The sequence below is a fragment of the Vogesella facilis genome (genome assembly GCF_042648525.1).
Classification (GTDB): domain Bacteria; phylum Pseudomonadota; class Gammaproteobacteria; order Burkholderiales; family Chromobacteriaceae; genus Vogesella; species Vogesella facilis.
Window position 1 is genome coordinate 129,356 of the sequence record NZ_JBHRXN010000036.1, and the last position, 23,581, is coordinate 152,936.

Annotated in this window: 21 protein-coding genes; 13 read left to right on the forward strand and 8 right to left on the reverse strand. The window is 63.2% G+C overall.

Going from position 1 to position 23,581, the window contains the following annotated elements; all coding sequences use genetic code 11:
* Positions 1 to 66: 66 nt before the first annotated feature.
* The 3 genes from rbsK to radC form a co-directional block, all read right to left on the reverse strand.
* Entirely contained in the window at positions 67 to 951 is an 885-nt protein-coding gene (rbsK, locus tag ACFOLG_RS15965) for a ribokinase (RefSeq protein ID WP_386093629.1), read from the reverse strand.
* Positions 952 to 1,086: 135 nt separating this feature from the next.
* Positions 1,087 to 1,338, reverse strand: a complete 252-nt coding sequence (locus tag ACFOLG_RS15970) for a hypothetical protein (RefSeq protein WP_386093632.1) — start codon at positions 1,336 to 1,338, stop codon at positions 1,087 to 1,089.
* A 117-nt stretch (positions 1,339 to 1,455) separates the two neighbouring features.
* Entirely contained in the window at positions 1,456 to 2,130 is a 675-nt protein-coding gene (gene radC, locus ACFOLG_RS15975) for a RadC family protein (RefSeq protein WP_386093635.1), read from the reverse strand.
* 147 nt (positions 2,131 to 2,277) lie between these two features.
* Between radC and coaBC the strand changes: the two genes are divergently transcribed.
* From coaBC to ACFOLG_RS15990, 3 genes are read left to right on the forward strand one after another with little or no spacing between them, the layout of a single operon-like run.
* Positions 2,278 to 3,456 (forward strand): bifunctional phosphopantothenoylcysteine decarboxylase/phosphopantothenate--cysteine ligase CoaBC, encoded by a 1,179-nt coding sequence (coaBC, locus tag ACFOLG_RS15980; RefSeq protein WP_386093638.1) that lies wholly within the window; start codon positions 2,278 to 2,280, stop codon positions 3,454 to 3,456.
* A 31-nt stretch (positions 3,457 to 3,487) separates the two neighbouring features.
* Positions 3,488 to 3,943, forward strand: coding sequence for a dUTP diphosphatase (gene dut / locus ACFOLG_RS15985; RefSeq protein WP_386093641.1), 456 nt, complete (start codon positions 3,488 to 3,490; stop codon positions 3,941 to 3,943).
* Between the two features lie 26 nt (positions 3,944 to 3,969).
* Positions 3,970 to 4,956, forward strand: a complete 987-nt coding sequence (locus tag ACFOLG_RS15990; RefSeq protein WP_386093644.1) for a GGDEF domain-containing protein — start codon at positions 3,970 to 3,972, stop codon at positions 4,954 to 4,956.
* Positions 4,957 to 5,021: 65 nt separating this feature from the next.
* Here the strand turns inward: ACFOLG_RS15990 and ACFOLG_RS15995 are convergent, their stop codons facing one another.
* From ACFOLG_RS15995 to ACFOLG_RS16015, 5 genes are all read right to left on the reverse strand, one after another.
* Complete coding sequence (locus tag ACFOLG_RS15995) at positions 5,022 to 5,849, reverse strand: ABC transporter permease (protein ID WP_386093647.1); 828 nt, start codon at positions 5,847 to 5,849, stop codon at positions 5,022 to 5,024.
* A gap of 3 nt (positions 5,850 to 5,852) precedes the next feature.
* Complete coding sequence (locus tag ACFOLG_RS16000) at positions 5,853 to 7,115, reverse strand: ABC transporter permease (RefSeq protein WP_386093650.1); 1,263 nt, start codon at positions 7,113 to 7,115, stop codon at positions 5,853 to 5,855.
* 161 nt (positions 7,116 to 7,276) lie between these two features.
* On the reverse strand, positions 7,277 to 8,251 hold the full coding sequence (locus tag ACFOLG_RS16005; protein WP_386093652.1) for an ABC transporter substrate-binding protein: 975 nt from the start codon (positions 8,249 to 8,251) through the stop codon (positions 7,277 to 7,279).
* 229 nt (positions 8,252 to 8,480) lie between these two features.
* Complete coding sequence (locus ACFOLG_RS16010) at positions 8,481 to 9,596, reverse strand: ABC transporter ATP-binding protein (RefSeq protein WP_386093655.1); 1,116 nt, start codon at positions 9,594 to 9,596, stop codon at positions 8,481 to 8,483.
* A gap of 666 nt (positions 9,597 to 10,262) precedes the next feature.
* Complete coding sequence (locus ACFOLG_RS16015) at positions 10,263 to 15,065, reverse strand: NAD-glutamate dehydrogenase (RefSeq protein WP_386093657.1); 4,803 nt, start codon at positions 15,063 to 15,065, stop codon at positions 10,263 to 10,265.
* Positions 15,066 to 15,585: 520 nt separating this feature from the next.
* Here ACFOLG_RS16015 and ACFOLG_RS16020 point away from each other — a divergent pair.
* From ACFOLG_RS16020 to ACFOLG_RS16065, 10 genes are all read left to right on the forward strand, one after another.
* Positions 15,586 to 16,350, forward strand: a complete 765-nt coding sequence (locus ACFOLG_RS16020; protein WP_386093660.1) for an ABC transporter substrate-binding protein — start codon at positions 15,586 to 15,588, stop codon at positions 16,348 to 16,350.
* Positions 16,351 to 16,426: 76 nt separating this feature from the next.
* Positions 16,427 to 17,191: an ABC transporter substrate-binding protein gene (locus ACFOLG_RS16025; protein ID WP_386093663.1), complete on the forward strand. Its 765-nt coding sequence runs from the start codon at positions 16,427 to 16,429 to the stop codon at positions 17,189 to 17,191.
* Between the two features lie 78 nt (positions 17,192 to 17,269).
* Positions 17,270 to 17,959 (forward strand): ABC transporter permease, encoded by a 690-nt coding sequence (locus ACFOLG_RS16030; protein WP_386093665.1) that lies wholly within the window; start codon positions 17,270 to 17,272, stop codon positions 17,957 to 17,959.
* Entirely contained in the window at positions 17,956 to 18,687 is a 732-nt protein-coding gene (locus ACFOLG_RS16035) for an ABC transporter permease (protein WP_386093668.1), read from the forward strand. Before ACFOLG_RS16030 ends, ACFOLG_RS16035 begins: the two co-directional genes overlap by 4 nt.
* A 9-nt stretch (positions 18,688 to 18,696) precedes the next feature.
* Positions 18,697 to 19,824: a succinylglutamate desuccinylase/aspartoacylase family protein gene (locus ACFOLG_RS16040; protein WP_386093671.1), complete on the forward strand. Its 1,128-nt coding sequence runs from the start codon at positions 18,697 to 18,699 to the stop codon at positions 19,822 to 19,824.
* Positions 19,821 to 20,624 (forward strand): ABC transporter ATP-binding protein, encoded by an 804-nt coding sequence (locus tag ACFOLG_RS16045; protein ID WP_386093674.1) that lies wholly within the window; start codon positions 19,821 to 19,823, stop codon positions 20,622 to 20,624. Before ACFOLG_RS16040 ends, ACFOLG_RS16045 begins: the two co-directional genes overlap by 4 nt.
* A 182-nt stretch (positions 20,625 to 20,806) precedes the next feature.
* Complete coding sequence (locus ACFOLG_RS16050) at positions 20,807 to 21,799, forward strand: GlxA family transcriptional regulator (protein ID WP_386093676.1); 993 nt, start codon at positions 20,807 to 20,809, stop codon at positions 21,797 to 21,799.
* Between the two features lie 219 nt (positions 21,800 to 22,018).
* On the forward strand, positions 22,019 to 22,471 hold the full coding sequence (locus tag ACFOLG_RS16055) for a MarR family winged helix-turn-helix transcriptional regulator (RefSeq protein ID WP_386093679.1): 453 nt from the start codon (positions 22,019 to 22,021) through the stop codon (positions 22,469 to 22,471).
* Positions 22,472 to 23,011 (forward strand): cytochrome b, encoded by a 540-nt coding sequence (locus ACFOLG_RS16060; RefSeq protein WP_386093682.1) that lies wholly within the window; start codon positions 22,472 to 22,474, stop codon positions 23,009 to 23,011.
* Positions 23,012 to 23,031: 20 nt separating this feature from the next.
* Entirely contained in the window at positions 23,032 to 23,571 is a 540-nt protein-coding gene (locus ACFOLG_RS16065; RefSeq protein WP_386093685.1) for a YceI family protein, read from the forward strand.
* Positions 23,572 to 23,581 lie beyond the last annotated feature (10 nt).

Here is a 23,581-nt window from a genome sequence, read left to right on the forward strand (position 1 = left end):
CTCATGCACTAAGCATTTGGAAGCCGGCATTTTATCGACCGCGTCTGGCTGCCAACTTGCGCCAGATCAACTGCTCATGAAGGCCAACAGCTCGTCGCGGCGTGGCATGCCGCCCTGTGCGCCGAGGCGGGTGACCGCCAGCGCACCGGCGGCGGCGGCATGGCGCAGCGCCGCTTCCAGCCCCAGCGGCAGGAAGGTGGCCAGCGCGCCGTTGAAGGTATCGCCGGCGCCGGTGCTGTCCACCGCCTGCACCGCGAAGCCCGGCTGGTGATGCAGCGAGCCATCGGCACGCGCATGCCAGGCGCCATGCTTGCCGTGCGTCATCACCACCTTGCCCGGCAGCAACGGCAGCAGGCTGGCCATCTCCGCGCCCGGGCGACCCAGCACCGTCGCCAGTTCATGTTCGTTCGGGGTGATCAGCGCGCAGCGCTGCAGCAGATCGGCCGGCAGCGGCTGCGCCGGCGCCGGGTTGAGGATCACCGGCACGCGGTGGCGGGCGGCCAGCTGCAGCAGCGCCTGCACCGTCGCCAGCGGAATCTCCAGCTGGGTCAGGATCACGTCGGCGGCCGCCAGCTGCGGCTCGGCGGCGGCGATGTCGGCCGGCAGCAGCGCATGGTTGGCACCAGGCACCACCACGATGCTGTTTTCGCCACCACTGACGGTGATCAGCGCCACACCGGTAGCCACCTCGGCGCGGCCAACGTGGCGGGTATCGATGCCTTCGCGCTGCAGGCCGGCCAGCAGCTCGTCGCCGAACGCATCGCGGCCAACCTTGCCCACCATGCTGACACTGGCGCCCAGCCGGCTGGCGGCCACCGCCTGGTTGGCACCCTTGCCGCCCGGCACGGTGAGAAAGCGCTCGCCGCTGATGGTTTCGCCCGGCGCAGGAAAGCGGTCGGTCACCACCACCAAGTCCATATTGATGCTGCCTACCACTACAACTTTGGTCATTGCTGCCTGCTCCACCGGTATCGTGCGGTCAAAAAGGGGGCGGCGATTATCTGGCAGCCCCGGCAATTACTCAAGCTGGCCCCGCAGACAGCAGAAAGCCGCCTTGCGGCGGCTGGCTACCCGTTGCGGGGTGGGTCAATGCAGGGCCTGGCGGCTAAGGAAGCGCAGATAGCCCACGCTTTCTATCCAGTAGGCGCCGTCCGCCAGCGGCGTGGCGTCTTCCAGGTCGGCTACGGTCAGCACCAGTTCGGCGCCGTCCAGCTGCGCCTCCAGCGCCACGTCGTCGTCTTCGGCGTAATCCTCGGAGGCAAACATGAATTCCGGCTTGATCAGCTGGTTGTTGATCTGGATGTAATCGGACTGGTTGAGCAACTGCAGAATGTTCATGGTACGCCCCTCCAATGGCGGCCAGCCGGCTGACCGCGGTCTGTGTCACCCAGTATGCACCGGCCGGCTGCCGGCACATCTTACCCGTTCATCACCCGTTGATTCTCCCTCTGCACGCTAGACCCAGCCACGCTCGGCCAGCGATTCGGCGCGCGTGCCGGTCACCACAAAATGATCCAGTAACCGGATATCGACCAGCAGCAACGCCTGCTTGAGCGTGGCGGTCAGTGCCCGATCGGCGGCCGATGGCTCGGCCACGCCGGAAGGATGATTGTGCGCCACGATCACGGCACTGGCATTGTGCTGCAGGGCCCGGCGCACCACCTCCCGCGGGTAGACCCGCGTTTCGGTCAAGGTGCCACGCGCTACTTCTTCGACTGCCAGCACGCGATTTTGTGCCGTCAGGAACAGCACCACGAACACTTCCACATCCTGCGCACCGATGGCCAGCCGCAGGTAGTGGCGCACCGCGTCCGGGCTGTCCAGCACGTCGCCCAGCTGCATGTCCTCGGCCAGCAGGCGCCGCGCCAGCTCCTTGATGGCGGCAAACTGCGCATACTTGGCCGGCCCCATGCCGGCGCAGCGGCTGATGTCCGCCTCGCCGGCGGCCAGCAGCTTGCCCAGGCTGCCAAATCGCTGCAGCAGCTGGCGCGCCATGTCCACCGCCGACAGGCCACGCACCCCGGTGCGCAGGAAGATCGCCAGCAGCTCGGCATCCGACAGTATCTGCGGGCCGTGCTGCCGCAGTTTCTCGCGTGGGCGCTCGGCTTCCGGCCAGTGCGTGATGGACATCGCAAGCTCCTAGATTTGGCTATAGCATGATTTTTACCAGATTATTAATGACAAATCACTATTCGATAGTTGGCCGCATACGCACCGCGGCACGGGTGCTTCCGTTACAATTGCGGCGTGATGAAACCGCAGCATTCCGAGACTGGCATGGCGCAAAAAAACATTCTTCTGGGCATTACCGGCGGCGTGGCCGCCTACAAGGCCGCCGAATTGACGCGGCTGCTGGTGAAAGCCGGCCACCGCGTGGAAGTGGTGATGAGCGAAAGCGCCACCCGCTTCGTGACGCCGCTGACCTTCCAGGCGCTATCCGGCCATGCGGTGTACCACGACGTGTGGGACAGCCGCCCGGACAACGCCATGGCGCACATCGAGATGTCGCGCCGCGCCGATGCCTTCGTGATCGTGCCGGCCACCGCCGACTGCATCTTCAAGCTGGCGCACGGCGCCTGCGACGACCTGATTTCCACCATGGCCGCGGCGCGCACCTGCCCGCTGGTGGTGGTGCCGGCAATGAACCGCCAAATGTGGGACAACCCGCCCAACCAGCGCAATATCGCCCAGCTGCGCGCCGATGGCGTAACGGTGTGGGGGCCGGCGCATGGCGTGCAGGCCTGCGGCGAAACCGGCCCGGGCCGCATGCTGGAGCCGGAAGAGGTCTTCGAGCTGCTGCAGGGCTTTTTCGATGAGAAAGTGCTGAGTGGCAAACAGGTGCTACTCACCGCCGGGCCGACCTTCGAGCCGATAGACGCCGTGCGCGGCATCACCAATATCAGCTCCGGCAAGATGGGCTACGCGCTGGCGCGCGCCTGCCGCGACGCCGGCGCCGAGGTCACCCTGGTATCCGGCCCCACCGCGCTCACCCCGCCCGTGGATGTGCGCCTGCTGCCGGTACAGAGTGCACAGGAAATGTACCAGGCGGTACTATCCGAGGTTGGCCGCAGCGATGTATTCATCAGCGTGGCGGCAGTGGCCGACTACCGGGTGAAGAACCGCAGCGAGCACAAGCTGAAGAAAGGCGACGCCGTGCCGGTGATCGAGCTGGAAGAAAACCCGGACATCCTCGCCACCGTGGCCGGCCTGCCGGCGGCGCCGTTCTGCGTCGGCTTCGCGGCGGAAAGCCAGAACCTGCTGGATTTTGCCGAGCAGAAACGCCAGCGCAAGAAGGTGCCGCTGCTGGTGGCCAACCTGGCGCAACACGCCATGGGTGCCGACAGCAACGAAGTGGTGCTGCTGGACGACGCCGGCCAGCACCCGCTGCCGGCCATGTCCAAGGACGAGGTTGGCCGCGCCATCGTCGCCCACCTCGCCCGCTGCCTCAACCGCTAACCCCCAACCGTATTACTGAAAAACGCACGCAATGAACACACCCGTACTCGACGTCAAGATTCTCGATTCCCGCCTGCACGACTGCCTGCCGGCCTACGCCACCAGCGGCTCCGCCGGCCTGGACCTGCGCGCCGCCATCGATGGCGACCTGCTGGTGGAACCCGGCCAGACCGTGCTGGTGCCCACCGGCATGGCCATCCACCTGGCCGACCCGACACTGGCGGCGATGATCCTGCCGCGCTCCGGCCTCGGCCACAAGCACGGCATCGTGCTGGGCAATCTGGTGGGGCTGATCGATTCCGACTACCAAGGCCAGCTGATGGTGTCGGTATGGAACCGTGGCGACACCACCTTCAAACTGGCGCCGCTGGAACGCATCGCGCAGATGATTATCGTGCCGGTGGTGCAGGTGGCGCTGAATATCGTCGAGGATTTCGACGCTTCCGAGCGCGGTGTCGGCGGCTTTGGCAGCACCGGCCGCGCTTGAGCGGCACTTCACGCCAGAAAGATGACATGAGCAGCAGTGCGGCCAACCCCAGCATCGCCCACCTGGTACAGCAGATGGCGAAAATGAGCGCGCAGCGTGAGCAGCGCGAGCTGGAGCGCAGCCTGCTGGAACTGATCGGCGTGCTGCTGCCCGAGCACCACATCCGCTTTTACAGCCTGCGCGGCAACGACCAGGAGCTGGAAGTGCGCCTGCTGCACCGCCAGGACAAGGCGGACGGCTATCGCAAGGTTGCCCCGCGCGTCTGGCAGCAGCCGGACGACAGCATGCGCCGCGCCATCCTGCACAGTGATGACGACCCGGCGCCGTGGCATCTGGACGGCCAGACCTGGCAGGTGATCCGCCAGCGCAATCGCCGCCTGGCGCTGCTGGAGCTGGCCGGCGCCACGCTGGGCGAGCAGGAGCAGGGCTTTCTGGCCGCCATCGTACTGATTCACGAGAACTACCTGCGCCTGCTGTACGACGCCGAGCGCGACATGCTGACCGGGCTGCTGAACCGTCGCACCTTTGACAGCCGGCTGTATGAGCTGCTGTCGATGCCCGGCGCGCAGTACACGCTGGCACTGCTGGACATCGACCACTTCAAGCAGATCAACGATCGCTACGGCCATATCGTCGGCGACGAGGTGCTGCTGCGCATGTCGCAGTTGATGGCCGATACCCTGGGTCAGGAAGGCCGGCTGTACCGCTATGGTGGCGAAGAATTTGCCGCCGTGCTCAGGCCCAGCAGCCGCAGCGTCGAGCAGCTGCTGCAACAGCTGCGGCAGCAGATCGCCGGCACCGCGTTTCCGCAGGTGGGCCAGGTGACCATCAGCATCGGCCACGTGCGCATCGAGCGCCAGCCCTTGCCGGCCAACGTGGTGGAACAGGCCGACAAGGCGCTGTATCACGCCAAGGAGCACGGCCGCAACCAGGTGGTGGACTACGCGCAGCTGCAACAGCAGGGGCTGGTGCAGGCGGATAGTTGGCCGCAAGGCGATATTGAGCTGTTCTGAGCCAGTCGCCCGTTGGCATGAAAAAAGCCCCGCCGTAGCGGGGCTTTTTATTGCCGTCAGGCGATCTACTCCACCTTGCTGGTGCGCATGCGTTCGGCGCGGCCGCGCAGCCACTCCAGCGTCAGCAACAAGGCGATAGAGAACAGGATCAACACCGTGGCCGCGGCGGCGATCGCCGGACTGATGTTTTCCTTGATGCCGCTGAACATCTGGCGCGGCAGCGTGGTCTGCTCCGGGCCGGCGAGGAACAGCGTCACCACCACTTCGTCGAACGAGGTGGCAAAGGCGAACAGCGCGCCGGAAATCACCCCCGGGGCGATCAGCGGCAGCACCACGCGACGGTAGGTGGTGATGGCATTGCCACCCAGACTGGCGCTGGCACGGATCAGGTTGCTGTTGAAACCGCGCAGCGTCGCCGACACGGTGATCACCACGAAGGGCACGCCCAGCGCGGTATGCACCAGGATCAGTGCCAGGTAGCTGTTGGACAGGCCGATCGGCGCGAAGAACAGGTAGGCACCGACGCCGACAATCACCACCGGCACCACCATCGGCGAGATCAGCACCGTCATCAGGAACGACTTGCCGGGGAAGTCCGACGAGGTCAGCCCCACTGCGGCCAACGTGCCCAGCGAGGTGGCCAGCAGCGTTGCCGCCGGTGCCACGATGAAGCTGTTCTTCAGTGAGGACAGCCACACGCCGTTGCCGAAGAATTCCTGGTACCAGCGCAGCGAGAACGACTGGATCGGGTACAGCAGGAAGGTATCGGCGGAGAACGACAGCGGTACGATCACCAGCAACGGCGACACCAGGAAGATCAGGATCAGCACGCACAGGGTACGGAAGGTCCAGAACCAGAGGCGTTCGATAGGGGAAGCATAATTCGGCAGCATGATTTACCCCAGGCTCAGACGGTTGGCACCCACCAGCTTGCTGTACACCGCGTACAGCGTCATGGTGGCGAGAAGCAGCAGGCTGCCCAGTGCGGCGGCCATACCCCAGTTGATGGTGACGTTGGTGTAGAACGCCACGTAGTAGCTCACCATCTGCTCTTCCGGGCTGCCCAGCAGTGCCGGCGTGATGTAGTAGCCGATGCACATGATGAACACCAGCAAGGCGCCAGCGGCCACGCCAGCCACGGTCTGCGGGAAGTAGATCTTCCAGAAGGCGGCAAACGGGTGGTCGCCCAGCGAAATGGCGGCGCGCATATAGGTCTGCGGAATGCTCTTCATCACGCTGTAGGCCGGCAGGATCACGAACGGCAGCAGGATGTGCACCATGGCGATGTAGACACCGACCCGGTTGAAGGCCAGCTGCAACGGCTCGCCGATAATGCCAAGGTTCATCAGCGCGCTATTGATCAGGCCTTCGCGCTGCAGCAGCACGATCCACGACGCCACGCGCACCAGTACCGAAGTCCAGAACGGCAGCAGCACCAGAATCATCAGCAGGTTGCTCTTACGTGCCGGCAGGTTGGCCAGCCAGTACGCCAGCGGATAACCCAGCAGCAGACAGAACACCGTCACCCACAGGCTGATCCACAGCGTGCGGCCAAAGATGTTCAGGAACGCGCGCTCTTCCACCGGTGCCAGCTCCGGGCTGCCGGCCTTGGTCTCGCGCAGGTCCAGCGAGCTGTACAGGTAATACGGTGTCCACGACTTGGCATTCTTGGCGATCACGTGCCAGTGGTCCGGGTCGCCCCAGCGCTCGTCGATCTGGATGAAGCGGTCGCGTACCGACTCGCCTGCGGCCAACTCCAGCGGCATCTTGCGCGCGGTTTTTTGCAGCAGCGAACGGAAACCGCTGATATCCATGTTCAGGCGCTTGGCCACTTCGGACACGGTCTTGGCCTCTTTCGCCACGGTCAGATCCTGCGCCATGGCGCGGAACACTTCTTCGGACGGCAGCGCACGGCGGTCCCAGCCGGCGATCTGCTGGCTGGTCTGTGGCAGGTAGGTCACCACTTCCGGGTTGTCCACGCTGCGCTTGAGCAGGGTGACAATCGGGATCACAAAGGTCAGCAGCAGGAAGATGGCCAGCGGCGCAACCAGCGCGGCGGCCTTCAGCTGCTTGTTACGACGCTCACGCGCCAGCTTCAGCTTGAGCGGCTCGCCATCGGCGGCCGTCAGCGGCGCATTGACGGAAAGGGATTCGGACATAGTGGGCATCACTTCCGGAAAGTCCTGTTATCTGATTGATAGCAGGACAGATCAGCAAAGATCGAGGGTTTGCCACCCCCGGCAGGCTGACTGTGCGCCATGAAGTTGGCCGCACCGGCGGTGCGGCCAACAACAGGCTACGACAGCCCGTCAGGCACTACTTAGCGGGCAGCCCAAGCGTTGAAGCGTTCTTCCAGCTCTTCGCCGTGTTCAACCCAGAAGTTCACGTCCAGCGCCAGCGCGTTCTTCAGGTTGGCCGGCCAGGTCGGCAGGTTGGAAGCCGACTTCGGATCCACTTTCTGTACCGCCTTCAGGTTGGTCGGGCCGTAGGCGATCTTGTTGGAGTAGATGGCCTGGTTTTCCGGCTTGCTGGCGTGCTTGATGAAGTCCATGGCTTCCTTCAGCTTCGGCGAGCCCTTCGGCACGGCCCAGGAATCCACGTCATACACGCTGCCGGTCCATACCACTTTCAGGTTCTTGCCTTCCTTCTGCGCGGTGTCGATACGACCGTTGTAGGCCGAGCTCATCACCACGTCGCCGGAGGCCAGGAACTGCGGCGGCTGCGCGCCGGCTTCCCACCACTGGATGTTCGGCTTCAGCTGGTCCAGTTTCTTGAAGGCACGATCCACACCGGCCTTGGTGGCCAGTACCTTGTACACGTCGGCCGGCTTCACGCCATCAGCCTGCAGCGCGAACTCCAGCGTGTACTTGGCGCCCTTGCGCAGGCCACGCTTGCCCGGGAATTTCTGCACGTTCCAGAAGTCGGCCCAGTTCTGCGGCGCGGCCTTCAGCTTGTCGGCGTTGTAGGCCAGCGCGGTGGACCATACGAAGATGCCGACGCCACATTCGGATACCGCCGGCTTCACGAAGTCGGCCTTGCTGCCAATCTGTGCCCAGTTGATCTTCTCGAACATGCCCTCTTCGCAACCACGCAGCAGTTCCGGAGATTCAACTTCAACGACGTCCCAAGTCACTTTCTTGGTGTCCACCATTGCCTTGATCTTGGCCATCTCGCCGTTGTAATCACCCGCGGTGATCTTGTTACCAGAGGTCTTTTCGAAGGTCTGGTAATAAGCAGCGTTTTGCGCTTCCTTGTTGGCGCCGCCAAAGGAAATCACGGTAATGTCCTTAGCCATGGCCGGCGCAGCGAACGCGACGGCAACGGACAGAACGGCAAGGCGGGGGGCAAATTTGGTCATGAATAACTCCTCGAAGATTGCACGTTTGCAGACAGCAGTTAGCGACCCGTTGTAACAGGCCTTGTTTTGGTACTTGGTTGGGTACTGCGGGTGGTTCATCTGGTCAGGCGCACAGCGTCGGCCGGCTGCGGCGCAGGCGTTGCCGCCTGCCGCCCAGCGCATCCGTTCAATGTGCGACGACAGCCGAATCCAGGGCGCGGATGTCGTGCGACATCCAGCCAACATTGAGGGTGTCACCCACTTGCCAGCGGCTGTCCAGCTCGCCGACCGGCACTTTCACCATGAAGCCGCTCTGGCCGGCCACGTCCAGGCGCAGGCGCACGTGGTCGCCAAAGTAGATGAACTCGGCCAGGCGTGCCGACAGGCGGTTTTCGCAGGCTTCGGCAAACTGGTTCAGGCGTACCCGCTCCGGGCGGATCGACATCGAGGTCGGCTCGCCGGCACGGTCGACGCAAATGGCGCTGGCCTTGACGGTATCGCCGGATGCCAGGCGCACTACGGCGCTGCCCTGCTCCACCGCCACGACTTCGCCGTGCAGGGTGTTGTTCTCGCCGATGAAGTTGGCAACGAAGGAATTGACCGGCTTTTCGTACAGCACGTTGGCCGCATCGATCTGCTGGATGATGCCGTCCTTGAACACGGCCACGCGATCAGACATGGTCAGCGCTTCGCTCTGGTCGTGCGTCACGTACACCACGGTGATGCCGAGGGTGTCATGGATATGCTTGATCTCCAGCTGCATGTGTTCGCGCAGCTGCTTGTCCAGCGCGCCCAGCGGCTCGTCCATCAGCACCAGCTGCGGCTCGAACACCAGCGCGCGCGCCAGCGCCACGCGCTGCTGCTGGCCACCGGACATCTGGCCCGGGTAGCGGTTGGCCAGATTGCCCAGCTGCACCATGTCCAGCGCCTTTTTCACGCGCGCGGCGACATCGCTCTTGCTCATTTTGCGGATGGTCAGCGGATAGGCCAGGTTTTCAGCTACGGTCATGTGGGGGAACAGCGCGTAGTTCTGAAACACCATGCCGATGTTGCGCTTGTGCGGGGGCACATTGTTCAGCAACTGGCCGCCAAGACGGATTTCACCGTGGGTGGGGGTTTCGAAGCCCGCCAGCATCATCAGGCAGGTGGTCTTGCCGGAGCCGGACGGCCCCAGCATGGTGAGGAACTCGCCGCGGCGAATATCCAGATCCAGGCTTTTGACGATCAGGGATTCGCCATCGTAGCTCTTTTGCACACCACGAAAGCTTACCAGCACGTCCGAAGCTGCTTGTTGCTCGCTCATCCTGCTTTCTCCACTTGTTCCGCTTGGCGGAATCTTGTTTCAGTTTTATTAGGCTAATCGGCCTTCGCGGGGATGTAAAGCATTCAAGACACTGCCTGATGCAGCGGCCAACCTGTCCCGCAGTACAGCCGTTGATTAATTTAACCACACCGTTTAAGAAAACGAGCATGCACTGTACACAAATTCCCGTGAAACCCCGAGCAATTCCGCACGCACCTGGCAGCAGCACCCCCGCGGTGCATGTTATTTACATTTGTTGGCATTAATTACCCAGCACTGCCGGGCTTTCTGCAATGAAACGCACCGCTTGTGCACAGAAAATGCACCATGTCGTGAAACAGGCGTTTGTTGTCGGCATACAACAAAAATAGTCGAAAATGACAAATAGCCACATGAAAAACCGTGGATATCCCGCCCTTTTCCGACCGCAATGCCGCCAAATCCGCCGTTTTTGCAGCGCAACATCGACATACAGCACCGCGCCAAACCATGCCATTCGGCTAAATCACTCCCGAAACAGCACGGGCGACCAGCAGCCTGCGCCACACCCCAGCGCTGCCCGGTGCCCTTCCCCATGTGCCGGCGCGCTGCCGATCGCCGGAAAACGGCGAAAAAAAACCGACCCGCGAGGGTCGGCTTAAGGGAGTACTGCGAATAAATCAGGCGTTAGCCCAGCAGATGGTTGTTCAGCTCGCGCATGCCGGCGGACAGCATCGCCAGGTCCAGCGCCTCGAACGACTGCAGCTCGGCAAACATCTGCTGGCAGGCCTCGACATCGCTGGCGCGCTGGGCAATCCAGGCGTTCACGAAGGCACTGTCGCCACCGGCCGCCAGGGCACGGCGGGTCAGCTCGCGGTGCTGGCGATACAGGTCGTCACGCAGCGCGGAGCGGGCCAGCGACTGCCAGCGGTTGTCGCGCGGCAGCTGGGTGATGGCGCTGCGCAGCCAGTCCAGTTGCAGGCTGTGACCCAGCTGCAGATAGTTGGCCGCAACCACGTCCAGCGGCAGCTCGCTATTGCCACCGATTTCGATGATGTCCATCAGCGGTACCGCGAACTCCAGACGCGCCAGCACGCTGGCCAGTTCGGCCGGCACGTTCGGCTGGTTCAGGCGTTTTTCCAGACGCGCTACCTGCGGGTAGCCATCGGCGCTGATCAGCTGCGGCAGCTGCTGCAGCAGCGCCTGTACCTTGGCGCCGTACTGCTCGATGGCGGCGCTTACCGAGCCGATCGGGCGACGGTTGCGCAGCACCCAGCGCACGGCACGCTCGATCAGGGTACGCACCATCACCATCATTTCCACCTGCAGGTCGGCAGACACCTTGTTATCCAGCTGTTCGATCTGGCCCCACAGACGGTCGGCATCGAACACGCGGCTGGCCACCCAGAAGGCGCGGGTGATGTCGGCGGCGGAGAACGAGGACTCTTCCTGCAGGCGGAACACGAAGGTCACGCCCATGCGGTTAATGATCTGGTTCGCCAGCTGGTTGGCGATGATCTCGCGCTTCAGGTGGTGACGCTGCATCTGCTCGCCAAAACGCTGTTGCAGCGGTTTCGGGAAGTAGTTGACCAATACCGGCAGGAAGTCGGCATCGTCCGGCACGTCGGTGGCCAGGATGGCCTGGTCCAGCGAAATCTTGCCGTAGGCCAGCAGCACCGCCACTTCCGGCGAGGTCAGACCCTGACGGGCCAGACGACGCTCGTTGATCTGGGTGTCGGTCGGCAGGTATTCGATCTCGCGGTTCAGTTCGCCGGTCTTCTCCATGTGGCTGATCATGCGGCTGTGCGCGCTCAGCATGGAGGCGGCATGGCTGCGGTTGATCGCCAGCACCTGGGTCTGCAGGTAGTTGTTGCGCAGCACCAGGTGGCCCACTTCTTCGGTCATCTCCGCCAGCAGGTCATTACGCTGCTTCAGCGTCATGTCACCAGCCTGCATTACCGCGCCCACCAGAATCTTGATGTTCACTTCATGGTCGGAGCAGTCCACGCCGGCGGAGTTGTCGATGGCGTCGGTGCAGATGCGACCGCCGGCCAGGGCGAACTCGACACGACCCAGCTGGGTGCAAGTCAGGTTGCCGCCTTCGGCCACCACGCGCGCCTGCAGCTGGTTGCCGTTGACGCGTACCGGGTCATTGGCGCGGTCGCGGGCATCGGCATGGCTCTGGGTGGATGCCTTGATATAGGTACCGATACCGCCGTTGTAGAACAGGTCGACCTTGGCCTTCAGCAGCTCGTGGATCAGTTCGTTCGGCGCCATGCTGTCCTTGTCGGTTTCCAGCCAGGCCTTCACTTCCGGCGACAGCGGGATGGACTTGGCGGAACGTTCGAAGATGCCGCCGCCCTGCGAGATCAGCTCGCGGTTGTAGTCGGTCCAGCTGGAACGCGGCAGGTTGAACAGGCGGGCACGCTCGGCGAAGCTGACTGCCGCATTCGGCGTCGGGTCCAGGAAGATGTGCAGGTGGTTGAACGCGGCCTTCAGGCAGATGTGTTCGGACAGCAGCATGCCGTTGCCGAATACGTCGCCGGCCATGTCACCGATACCGATCACGCTGAAATCCTGCTCCTGGGTGTTGATGCCCAGGTGGCGGAAGTGGCGCTTCACCGATTCCCAAGCGCCGCGGGCGGTAATGCCCATGCCCTTGTGGTCGTAGCCGGCGGAACCGCCGGAAGCAAACGCGTCACCCAGCCAGAAGTCGTAGGCGGCGGAAATGCCGTTGGCGATGTCGGAGAAGGTCGCGGTGCCCTTGTCGGCGGCCACCACCAGATACGGATCGTCCGGATCCAGGCGACGCACGTCGAGCGGCGGCACCACCTGGCCATTCACCAGGTTGTCGGTCACGTCCAGCAGCGCGGAGATGAAGGTCTTGTAGCTGGCGATGCCTTCCGCCATGAAGGCTTCGCGGTCGCTCGGCGCCGGCAGTTGCTTGCCGACGAAGCCGCCCTTGGAGCCCATCGGCACGATCACCGAGTTCTTCACCATCTGCGCCTTCACCAGACCCAGCACCTCGGTGCGGAAGTCTTCCATGCGGTCGGACCAGCGCAGGCCGCCACGCGCTACCTTGGAACCGCGCAGATGCACGCCTTCCACACGCGGGCTGTACACCCAGATTTCGAACATCGGGCGCGGCTGCGGCAGGAAGGAGATCTGGTTGGAATCCAGCTTGAAGGAAGCGTAGGACTTGAACTCGCCGCTGGCGTCCTTCTGCCAGAAGTTGGTGCGGCGGGTCGCCAGGATCACCTGCAGGAAGCCGTTCAGGATGCGGTCTTCGTCCAGGTTGGCCACTTTGTCCAGCTGCTCTTTCAGCGTGTCCTGCAGCTTGGCGGCAGCGGCATCATCGAAAGCGCTCGGGTGCAGGCGGGCAACGAACAGTTTCACCAGGTTGCGGGTGATGTCCGGGTAGTGCGCCACGCAGTTTTCGATATAGGCCTGGCTGAAGGTCAGACCGCCCTGACGCAGATACTTGGCCAGTGCGCGCACCAGGGTGATTTCGCGCCAGTCGAGGCCGGCCACCACCGCCAGGCGGTTGAAGCCGTCGTTCTCGCAATCCTTGGCAAACACGCGCGACAGCAGTGCCTGGAAGTTCTTCTGCACCGCGTCGTCCTGCATGGCATCGGCGTGCGCGCCCAGCTCCAGGCCGAAGTCGCTGATCCACACGGTTTCGCTGTTGCGCTCCACCAGGTACGGATGCTCGTCGCGCACCTGCACGCCCATGTTTTCCAGGATCGGCAGACTGGCGGACAGGCCCAGCGGCTGGCCGGCGCGGAACAGCTTCAGGTTGTAGCCGTGGCTGCGGTTGAAGGCGCGATACAGCTTCATTGCCAGGCCATGTTGTTCGGCCGCGTCTTCGATCAGCTGGATATCCAGCACGGCGTTGCGGGCCGCGAACTCTTCGCGGTAGGCCACCGGGAAGGCGCCGCGGTAGCGGTTGAACAGCAGGTTGCCCTTCTCTTCACCGTGGGTTTCGATCAGCTGCTGGTGCAGCTCTTCTTCCCAGCCGCGCACCACGCGGGCAATGTCGGCTTCCAGCTCGTTCTCGCGGAACTGCGGCAGGTGGCCGCCCTGGGTGCGGATGATGTAATGCACGCGCGCCAGGGTGCTGTCGCTGATCTGTACGCTGAATTCGGTGGAGGCGCCGTTGAAGGCGGCCAGCAGCACTTTCTCGATCTTCAGGCGGATCTCGGTATTGAAGCTGTCGCGCGGCACGAATACCAGGCAGCTCACGTAGCGGTGGTAGCGGTCGGCGCGGGTGAACAGGCGCACGCGCGGGCGCTCCTGCAGGCTGACGATGCCTTCGGCGATCGGGGTTAGCACATCGGCCGGAATCTCGAACAGCTCGTCGCGCGGGTAGCTTTCCAGCACGAAGCCCAGGGTCTTGGCCTTGTAGCTGTTGTCCACGTAGTCGCAGGCGGCGACAACGTGCGCTACCTTCTGACGCAGGATAGGGATGTCTTTCGGCGAATTCTGGTAGGCGCTGGCGGTGTACAGGCCGAGGAAGCGACGCTCGCCGATCACCTCGCCCTTGCTGTTGAAGCGCTTGATGCCGACGAAGTCCATATAGGCCGGACGGTGCAGTACCGAGCGCGACTGCGACTTGTTCAGAATCAGCAGATGCGGCTGGTGCGCCAGTTCGCGCAGCTCTTGCGGCAGCGCCTCGAAGCTGGCGGAGTATTCCTTGCCGCCCTGGTCTTTCAGGAAGCCCAGGCCGGAGTCCTTGACGATCTTCAGGCTGTCCTTGCCGTCACGCTTCACCAGGTCGTAGTCGCAGTAACCCATGAAGATGAAATGGTTGGCCGCCATCCAGTCCAGGAACGCCAGCGCTTCCTTGGCTTCGTCGCTGCGGCTGCCGTTGATCTTGGCCACTTCGGCACGTACCGCGGCCATGGTTTCGCGCATCTGCGGCTCGTCGTCCACCACCTGGCGCAGATAGCCCAGCACGCTGTCCAGGTCGTCCTGCAGCGCCTTCAGCACGGCCGGGTCGCTAACGCGGTCCACCTGCACGTGAATGAAGGACTCCAGCGGCAGGCTGCGGTCCTCGGTGCGCTTCAGCTCGGTCATCTCGTTGTTGCCATCGCGGCCAACGGACAGCACCGGGTGCACCAGCAGGTGCAGGTTCAGGTTGTGACGGCCCAGCAGCATGGTCAGCGAGTCGATCAGGAACGGCATGTCGTCGTTCACGATCTCGATCACGCTGTGGGTGCTCAGCCAGCCATCACGTTCGAAATCCGGGTTGTAGATGCGCGCCTTGGCCTGGCCGGGGGCACGCTTCTGCGCAAACTCGAAATGCGCCATGGCGGCACCAAACAGGTCCAGCGGGGAGAAACTCTTCAGGTCTTCCTGCTCGGTTTCTTCGAAGTACAGGGGGATAAAGGTGCCGAGGCGTGCGGCCTCGCTGGCGGAGAGTTTCTGTTCAGCCACTGCCAGAATGTCAGCGACCAGCCCAAGGGTTTCGGTCTTTTTGGTAAGCGACATGTTGCTTCTCGTAGTTGTTCTCGGGGACACAGGTGTTGTGTGGCGGCATTGTAAGAGCCGCCACCAGCAAGGCATTTCCGTATTGCGACATTGACGTACACATTCAATAAACGCAGCGCACAATCATGAATTCATAAATGTTTTGCATTTGACACCGGTTGCGCTTTTTGCCTTATAGCAATGCGACGGCAAATTACAAAATACTCATGCGGCGCTCAGCGGCACCTCCGACAAAAACAGCATTCAAGCCATTGAAAACAAACACATTTCCACAACAAAGAAAAAATCAGTAGAATGCGCGCCTTCCGGCAAAGCGGGCCACAAGCCCGGACGCTGCATTGTGCCTGCTTTCGTTGCATGCCAAGATTTCGCCGTCCTCCCGCGCTGGGGGATCGCAAAATAACAACATTACAAGGGTAGGCCCGCACGGGCTGGCTACGCGAGCGGCACGTGCTGGCGCAGCAGGCAAACCGGAATCCCGACACGGGGCTCCGCACCTCAAGAGAGAGTTAGAGATAGCATGAAAAAAGCATTCATCCTGGCCGGCATGGCCCTGTCCTCCATCGCTTTCAGCGCCCACGCCGATACCGTGCGTTTCGGCATCGATGGCAACTATCCGCCGTTTGCCAAACAAGGCGCCGATGGCAAGCTGCAGGGCTTCGACGTGGATATCGCCTACGCGCTGTGCAGCGCGATGAAGGCCAGCTGTGAAATCGTGCCGCAGGACTGGGACGGCCTGATCCCGGCACTGAACGCCAACAAGTTCGATGCCATTCTGTCCTCGATGTCGATCACCGACGAGCGCAAGAAGGCGGTTGATTTCACCAACAAGTACTACAACACCCCCAGCCGCATGATCGCCAAGACTGGCACTACCGTGAGCCAGGCTTCGTTCAAGGGCAAGAAAGTCGGCGTGCTGCGCGCCTCCACCCAGGAAAAATTCGCCAAGGATTTCTGGGGCAAGAACGGCGCCACCGTGGTGTCCTACGGCAAGGCACCGGAAGGCTTTCTGGACCTGAAATCCGGCCGCATCGACGGCATGTTCGTTGACTCCGTGGTCGGCGAGACCGATTTCCTGAAATCCGCCCAGGGCAAGGGTTTTGCCTTTGTCGGCGCCGATTACAGCGACAGCAAATACTTCGGCTACGGTGCCGGCATTGCGGTGAAAAAAGGCAACAAGGCACTGCAGGATCGCCTGAACCAGGCGATTGCCCAGATCCGCAAGGACGGCAGTTACAAGAAAGTACAGGACAAGTACTTCAACTTTAACGTGTACGGCAACTAAGCCGGCATGCAAGGCCCCGCCCGCGTCCGCCGGCGGGGCCCTGATAATAAAAACACCCCTGAGACGGAGAAAATCCATGAAGAAGCCCTTGCTGATGCTGGGCGCGGCCTCGCTCATTCTGAGCCTGACCGCCCAGGCCGAAACCCTGCGTTTCGCGACTGACGCCAGCTACCCACCGTTTTCCAAGCAAGGTGCCGATGGCAAGATGACCGGTTTCGACCCGGACATTGCCCAGGCGCTGTGCCAGGCCATGAAAGCGACCTGCGAAGTGGTGCCGCAAGATTTTGACGGCATCATTCCGGCGCTGCAGGCCAAGAAGTTCGATGCGGTGATTGCCTCGATGAACATCACCGAAGAACGCAAGAAGGCCGTGGACTTCTCCGACAAGTACTACAACATGGCCAGCCGCCTGGTGGCCAAGAGCGGCACCCCGGTCAATGACGCCTGGTTCAAAGGCAAGAAAATCGGCGTACTGCGCTCCTCCATCCAGGAAAAATACGCCCGCGAGCACTTTGCCAAGCTGGGCGCCAAACTGGTGCCCTATGGCAAGGCACCGGAATCCTTCCTCGACCTGAAGGCCGGCCGTGTCGACGCCGCCTTCGTTGACGCCGCGGTCGGCGACGTGGACTTCATCAAGACCCCGAACGGCAAAGGCTTTGCGCTGGTCGGCCCGGACTACAACGATCCGAAATACTTCGGCATCGGTGCCGGCATTGCGGTGCGCAAGGCCGACAAGGCCCTGCTGGCGCGCCTCAACACCGCGCTGAAGCAGATCCGCGCCGACGGCAGCTACGACAAGATCCAGAAGAAGTACTTCAGCTTCGATATCTACGGCAAGTAAGCCGTCCGCACCTGCGGCCAACCTTTGACGTTGGCCGCAGCCCCAACCGGCCGCAAGGCAGATTTACGGAGTAATGCAATGTTTTTACAGGGTTATCTCCCCAGCATTCTGGAAGGCACGCTGCTGACCGTTCAGGTCGCCGTGGCCTCGCTGGCTGTATCCGTGGTGCTGGGTCTGATCGGCGCCATGTTCAAAATGGCACCGTCCAAGCCGCTGGTGTGGCTGGCCGAGCTGTACTCCACCGTGGTGCGCGGCGTGCCCGACCTGGTGTGGATGCTGCTGCTGTTCTTCGGCGTGCAGATGATGATCAACGACTTCTGTACCTACATGGAGTGGCCGGCACCGGAAATCAACTCCTTCTTCGCCGGCGTGATGACCATCGGCTTCATCTTCGGCGCCTACATGACCGAGACCTTCCGCGGCGCCATTATGGCGGTACCCAAGGGACAGATGGAAGCTGGCCTGGCCTACGGCATGAGCCCGCTGCGCGTGTTCTGCCGCATCACCTTCCCGCAGATGGTGCGCTTCGCGCTGCCGAGCTTCTCCAACAACTGGCTGGTGCTGGTGAAGTCCACCGCGCTGGTGTCGGTGATCGGCCTCAACGACGTGATGTACCGCGCCGATACCGCCAAATCCATCACTCAGGAGCCGTTCACCGTGTATGCGGTAGTCGGCGGCGTGTTCCTGGCCATCACCAGCGTGTCCGACTTTGCTCTGAAGCGTCTGGAAAAGCGTTACTCCAGCGGCGTACGGGAGACTGAACTGTGATCGACGTAAACCTGATTATCGAAAAGCTGCCGGCGTTCTTCGGCGGCACCGACGGCGCGCCGATGCTGTCCACCAGCGAAGGCCTGCAACTGACGCTGGAGCTGCTGTTCCTGTCGCTGGTCGCCGGCCTGCTGCTGTCGGTACCGCTGGCACTGATGCGCGTATCGCGCAACCGCGTGCTGTCCACCGCGGTATGGCTGTACACCTACGTGTTCCGCGGCACCCCGCTCTTGGTGCAGCTGTTCATCATCTACTACGGCCTGTCGCAGTTCGAATGGGTACGCGACAGCTGGGCGTGGGAATACCTGCGCGAGGCCTACGCCTGCGCCATCCTGGCCTTCACCCTCAACACCGCCGCCTACACCACCGAGATCATCGCCGGCCAGATCCGCAACACCAACCACGGTGAAATCGAAGCGGCCAAGGCAATGGGCATGAGCAAGTGGCTGATGATGCGCCGCATCGTGGTGCCGTCGGCACTGCGCCGCGCACTGCCGGCGTACAGCAACGAGGTGGTGATGATGATGCAGTCCACCTCGGTGGCCGGCCTGGTGACCCTGGCCGACGTTACCGGCGTGGCCCGCCGCGTGTTCAGCGACACCTACATGCCGTTCGAGCCCTTCCTCACCGCCGCCGGCATCTACCTGCTGATGACCTTCGGCTTCGTGTGGCTGTTCAAGAAGGCGGAAGGCCGCTGGCTGGCCTACCTGGCGCCGCGCAAGCACTAAGGAGCCGCAATGCAACGCATTGATCATCCGCTTGCCGGAGGCAGCCTGGGCAGCAGCCGCAGCATCAGCAGCTTCCACTACGGCAAGGCCGGCAGCGGCGAGAAGGTGTACATCCAGGCCAGCCTGCATGCCGACGAGCTACCGGGCATGCTCACCGCCTGGCACCTGAAGCAGCGCCTGGCGGCACTGGAGGCGGAAGGCCGCCTGGCCGGCGAGGTGGTGCTGGTGCCGGTGGCCAACCCGATCGGCCTCGACCAGAACCTGAACGGCGTGGCGCTGGGCCGCTTCGAGCTGCACACCGGCCAGAACTTCAATCGCCACTACCCGGCGTTTGCCGGCGAGATCTTCGCCGAGCTGCAGCACGAACTGGGCAGCGATGCCGCGGCCAACACCCGCCGCATCCGCCAGCTGCTGCTGCAGAAGGTGGCCGCCATGCAGCCGGCCTCGGAGTTGGCCGCATTGCGCAAGCAGCTGATGCAGCTGGCCTGCGATGCCGACGTGGTGCTGGACCTGCACTGCGACTGCGCTGCCGCGATGCACCTGTACACCGGCACGCCGCTGTGGCCACAGTGCGAGCCGCTGGCGCGCTACCTGGGCGCCGTCGCCACCTTGCTGGCGGAGGACTCCGGCGACAACCCGTTCGACGAAGCCTGCAGCCAGCTGTGGTGGCAGTTGCGCGACCTGGCACAGGCCGCCGGCAGCGAGGCCGCCATCGCCATGGCCTGCCTGTCGGTGACCATCGAGCTGCGCGGCCAGGCCGATGTCGGCCACGACTTCGCCCGCCAGGACTGCGACGCCATCATCGCCTTCCTGACGCATCGCGGCGTGATTCGCGGCGATGCCCCCGCCCTGCCGGCCCTGGTCTACCCGGCCACCCCGCTGGCCGGCTCGGAAACCCTGCTGGCGCCACATGCCGGCGTGGTGCACTACTACCTGGCCTCCGGCTGCCTGGTGCAGCCGGGCGAGCACATCGCCGATGTGATCGATCCGATCAACGACCGTGTCAGTGCCGTACGCGCCCATCGCGCCGGCATGCTGTACGCCACGGAAAGCCGTCATTACGCCATTGCCGGTCAGTGGCTGGCCAAAGTCGCCAGCGCTGACGCATTCAAATCCGGAAAGTTACTCTCAGCATGAACCAGAACCAGACTTCGTCCGCCACCGGCGGCAACATCAAGCTGCAAGTCACCGATCTGCACAAGAGCTACGGCAGCCACGAAGTGCTCAAGGGCGTGTCGCTCACCGCCCACGCCGGCGACGTGATCAGCATCATCGGCTCTTCCGGCTCCGGCAAGAGTACCTTCCTGCGCTGCATCAACATGCTGGAACAGCCCAACAGCGGCAGCATCGCCGTTACCGGCGAACAACTGGCGCTGATCACCGACAAGCGCAACGGCGCACTGAAGGCGCAGGACCCGAAGCAGCTGGCGCGCATCCGCACCAAGCTGGCGATGGTGTTCCAGCACTTCAACCTGTGGGCGCACATGACGGTGCTGGAAAACATCATCGAGGCGCCGGTGCACGTGCTGGGCATCCCCAAGGATGAAGCCATCGCCCGCGCCCGCAAGTACCTGGAAAAGGTTGGCCTCAAGGGCGTGGAAGACAAGTACCCGTCGCACATGTCCGGCGGCCAGCAGCAGCGCGTGGCGATTGCCCGCGCGCTGGCGATGGAACCGGAAGTGATGCTGTTCGACGAGCCGACCTCGGCGCTGGACCCGGAACTGGTGGGCGAAGTGCTGCGCGTGATGCAGGATCTGGCCAAGGAAGGCCGCACCATGGTGGTGGTGACGCACGAGATGGGCTTCGCCCGCGAGGTGTCCAACCACGTGATCTTCCTGCACCAGGGCCGCATCGAGGAACAGGGCAATCCGAAGGAAGTGCTGGTAACGCCGAAGAGCGAACGCCTGGGGCAGTTCCTGTCCGGCAGCCTGAAATAATCGCCGTCCTGCCTTGATTTGCCGGAGCCATGCTGACTACAAAGTCAGCATGGCTCTTTCGTTATTGCGCCACCGGGATACATAAAGCGGCAGCAAGCCGGTTTGCGGTTGCCTCGATGCCGCGATCACGACACAATGCGCTGCCTTTACCATCCCGCGACAACGCTTCCCTGCTACCGGATATGGTCACCAATACCTCCAGCAACAAACCCGTACGCTTCGGCTTCCTGCTGCTGCCCAATGCCTCGCTGGCCGATTTCGGTATCGCCACCGAGGTGCTGACCCGCGCCAACCAGCTGGCCGAGCGCCGGGTGTATGAATTCCTGCCGCTGTCGCTGTCCGGAGAAATGGTCACCCTGAGCAACGGCCTGAAAATGCCGGTGGACCTGCCGCTGGCGCATGCGCCCAAGCTGGATGTGCTGGTGGTGCTGGCCGACGAAGTGGGGGTGGATGTGCCGGGCGAGGATCTGTCCAAGGCCATCAGCAGCCAGCTGACCGAGCAGACCGCGCTGATCGGCATCGGCTGCGGCAGCTACTGGCTGGCGCGCGCCGGCCTGCTGGGCGGCCATCGCGCCACCATTCACTGGCAGGAAATCAACCGCCTGACCGAAGAGTTTCCGGACGTGATCGTGTCGTCCAACCTGTACGAGATGGACGGTAACCGCATGAGCAGCGCCGGCGGCGCCGCCACCTACGATTTCATGATGGGGCTGGTTGCGGCCAACCTTGGCCACGAATTCGCCGCCCAGCTGTCCGAGGTGTTCAGCATGGAGCGGCTGCGCCCCGGCAGCGAGCGGCAGCGCATCCCGCTGGCCACCCGCATCGGCGGCAGCCAGCCCAAGCTCACCGAGGCGGTCAGCCTGATGGAAGCCAATATCGAGGAACCACTGACCACCGACGACATCGCCTACTACGTCGGCGTGTCGCGCCGCCAGCTGGAGCGGCTGTTCAAGCAGTACCTGGGCACCGTGCCGTCCAAGTACTACCTGGAGCTGCGCCTCAATCGCGCGCGCCAGCTGCTGCAGCAGACCAGCAAATCCATCGTGCAGATCGGCCTGGCCTGCGGCTTCTCCAGCGGCCCGCACTTCTCCAGCACCTACCGCAGCCACTTCGGCATCACCCCGCGCGAAGAGCGCGCGCAGCGCAGCAATCCGACGGACAACAAGGCCGGCTGAGCGCGGCAGCGCACACCCGGGCGGGCGGCTGCGGCCGCCCTTTTTTTCGTCCGCCGCCCACCGCCGTTGCCGCCGCGCCAGCACTCGCCACCTCTCGCCACCGCCCCGTCTACCAGCCTTATTCTGAATTTCTGAATAAGCATCTCAAAAAAGCTTGATTGCCATTAGTTTGAACCAGAACTATTCTTGTCGGAACTAATTTGGCAGCCAGGAATCCATATGCCACAAGCCTCCATGGTGCCGCGTACCCGCGATCTGATCCGCGAACTGGTGCGCGCCTACCAGGCGTTCGAGCAGCGCTCCAACAACCGCATCCGCCGGCACGGGCTGACCCATGCCCAGTTCGATGTGATTGCCACCCTGGGCAACACCCAGGGCATGAGCTGCAAGACGCTGTCGGAAAAGACGCTGATCACCAAGGGCACGCTGACCGGCGTGCTGGACCGCTTGCTGGAAAAGGAGCTGATCAGCCGCACCGTGGATGCCAACGACCGCCGCAGCCTGTTTGTGGCGCTGACCCCGGCAGGCGAGGCCTTGTTCCACACCGCGTTTCCGGACGTGGCCGGCCACCTGCGCGAAGCCTTCGACCACATGAGCGATGCGGAACTGGCACAGGCCACCGCCCTGCTGCACCAGCTGCGCACCGCGCTTGATAACCTCCAGGAATCCTGAATGAGCACCATCCAGACTCGCTACAGCCCGCCGCAAATCCTGCTGCACTGGCTGATGGCCGCCCTGTTGATCGGCACCTTTCTGTTCGGCAACTACCTTGCCGACCTGCCGCTGTCGCCGACCAAATTCCATCTAATCAGCTACCACAAGTGGCTGGGCATCAGCCTGCTGGCCCTGCTGCTGCTGCGCGTGGCGGTACGGCTGGCCAAGCGCGCCCCGGCGCTGCCGGCCGGCATGAGCGCCGCCGCCCGCGCGCTGGCGCACATCGGCCACGCCACGCTGTACCTGCTGATGCTGCTGATCCCGCTGTCCGGCTGGCTGATGAGCTCGGCCTACGGCTTCCCGGTGGTGCTGTTTGGCGTGCTGCCGCTGCCGGACCTGATTGCGGCCAACCCTGCGCAGGCGGAACAACTGAAAGCCGGCCACGGTCTGTTGAACAACGTGCTGGTGATCGTGGTGGTGGCGCATGTGCTGGCCGCCCTGAAACACCAGTTCATCGACAAGGACGGCCTGCTCGAACGCATGAGCCTGCGCCGCTGACACCCACAGGAATCCGACCCATGAAACACGCACTACTGCTGCTGCCCCTGCTGGCCGCCCCCGCCTTCGCCCAGTCGCTGGATCAGGCCAAGAGCCAGATGGCCTTCACCATGAAACAGATGGGCGTACCGGTGTCCGGCAGCTTCAAGAAATTTGCGGCCAACGTGACCTTCAACCCGGCCCAGCCGGAAGCCGGCAAGGCGGATATCAGCATCGATATCAACAGCATCAGCCTGCCCACCGCCGAGGCCAATGCCGAAGCGCGCAAGAAAGACTGGTTCAACAGCGCCCAGTTTCCGCAGGCGCGCTTCGTCTCCAGCAGCATCAAGCCGCTGGGCAACAACCGCTACCAGGTCAACGGCAAGCTGACACTCAAGGGCATTACCCGCGACATCAGCGCGCCGTTCCAGGTGACCGCGCAAGGCAAACTGCTGACCGTGGATGGCGCCATTCCGCTGTCGCGCCTGGCTTTCAAGATCGGTGAAGGCAGCTGGAGCGACACCAGCACCGTCGCCGACAACGTCGATCTCAAGTTCCGCCTCGTGCTGAACAACGTTTGATTCCCCTTAC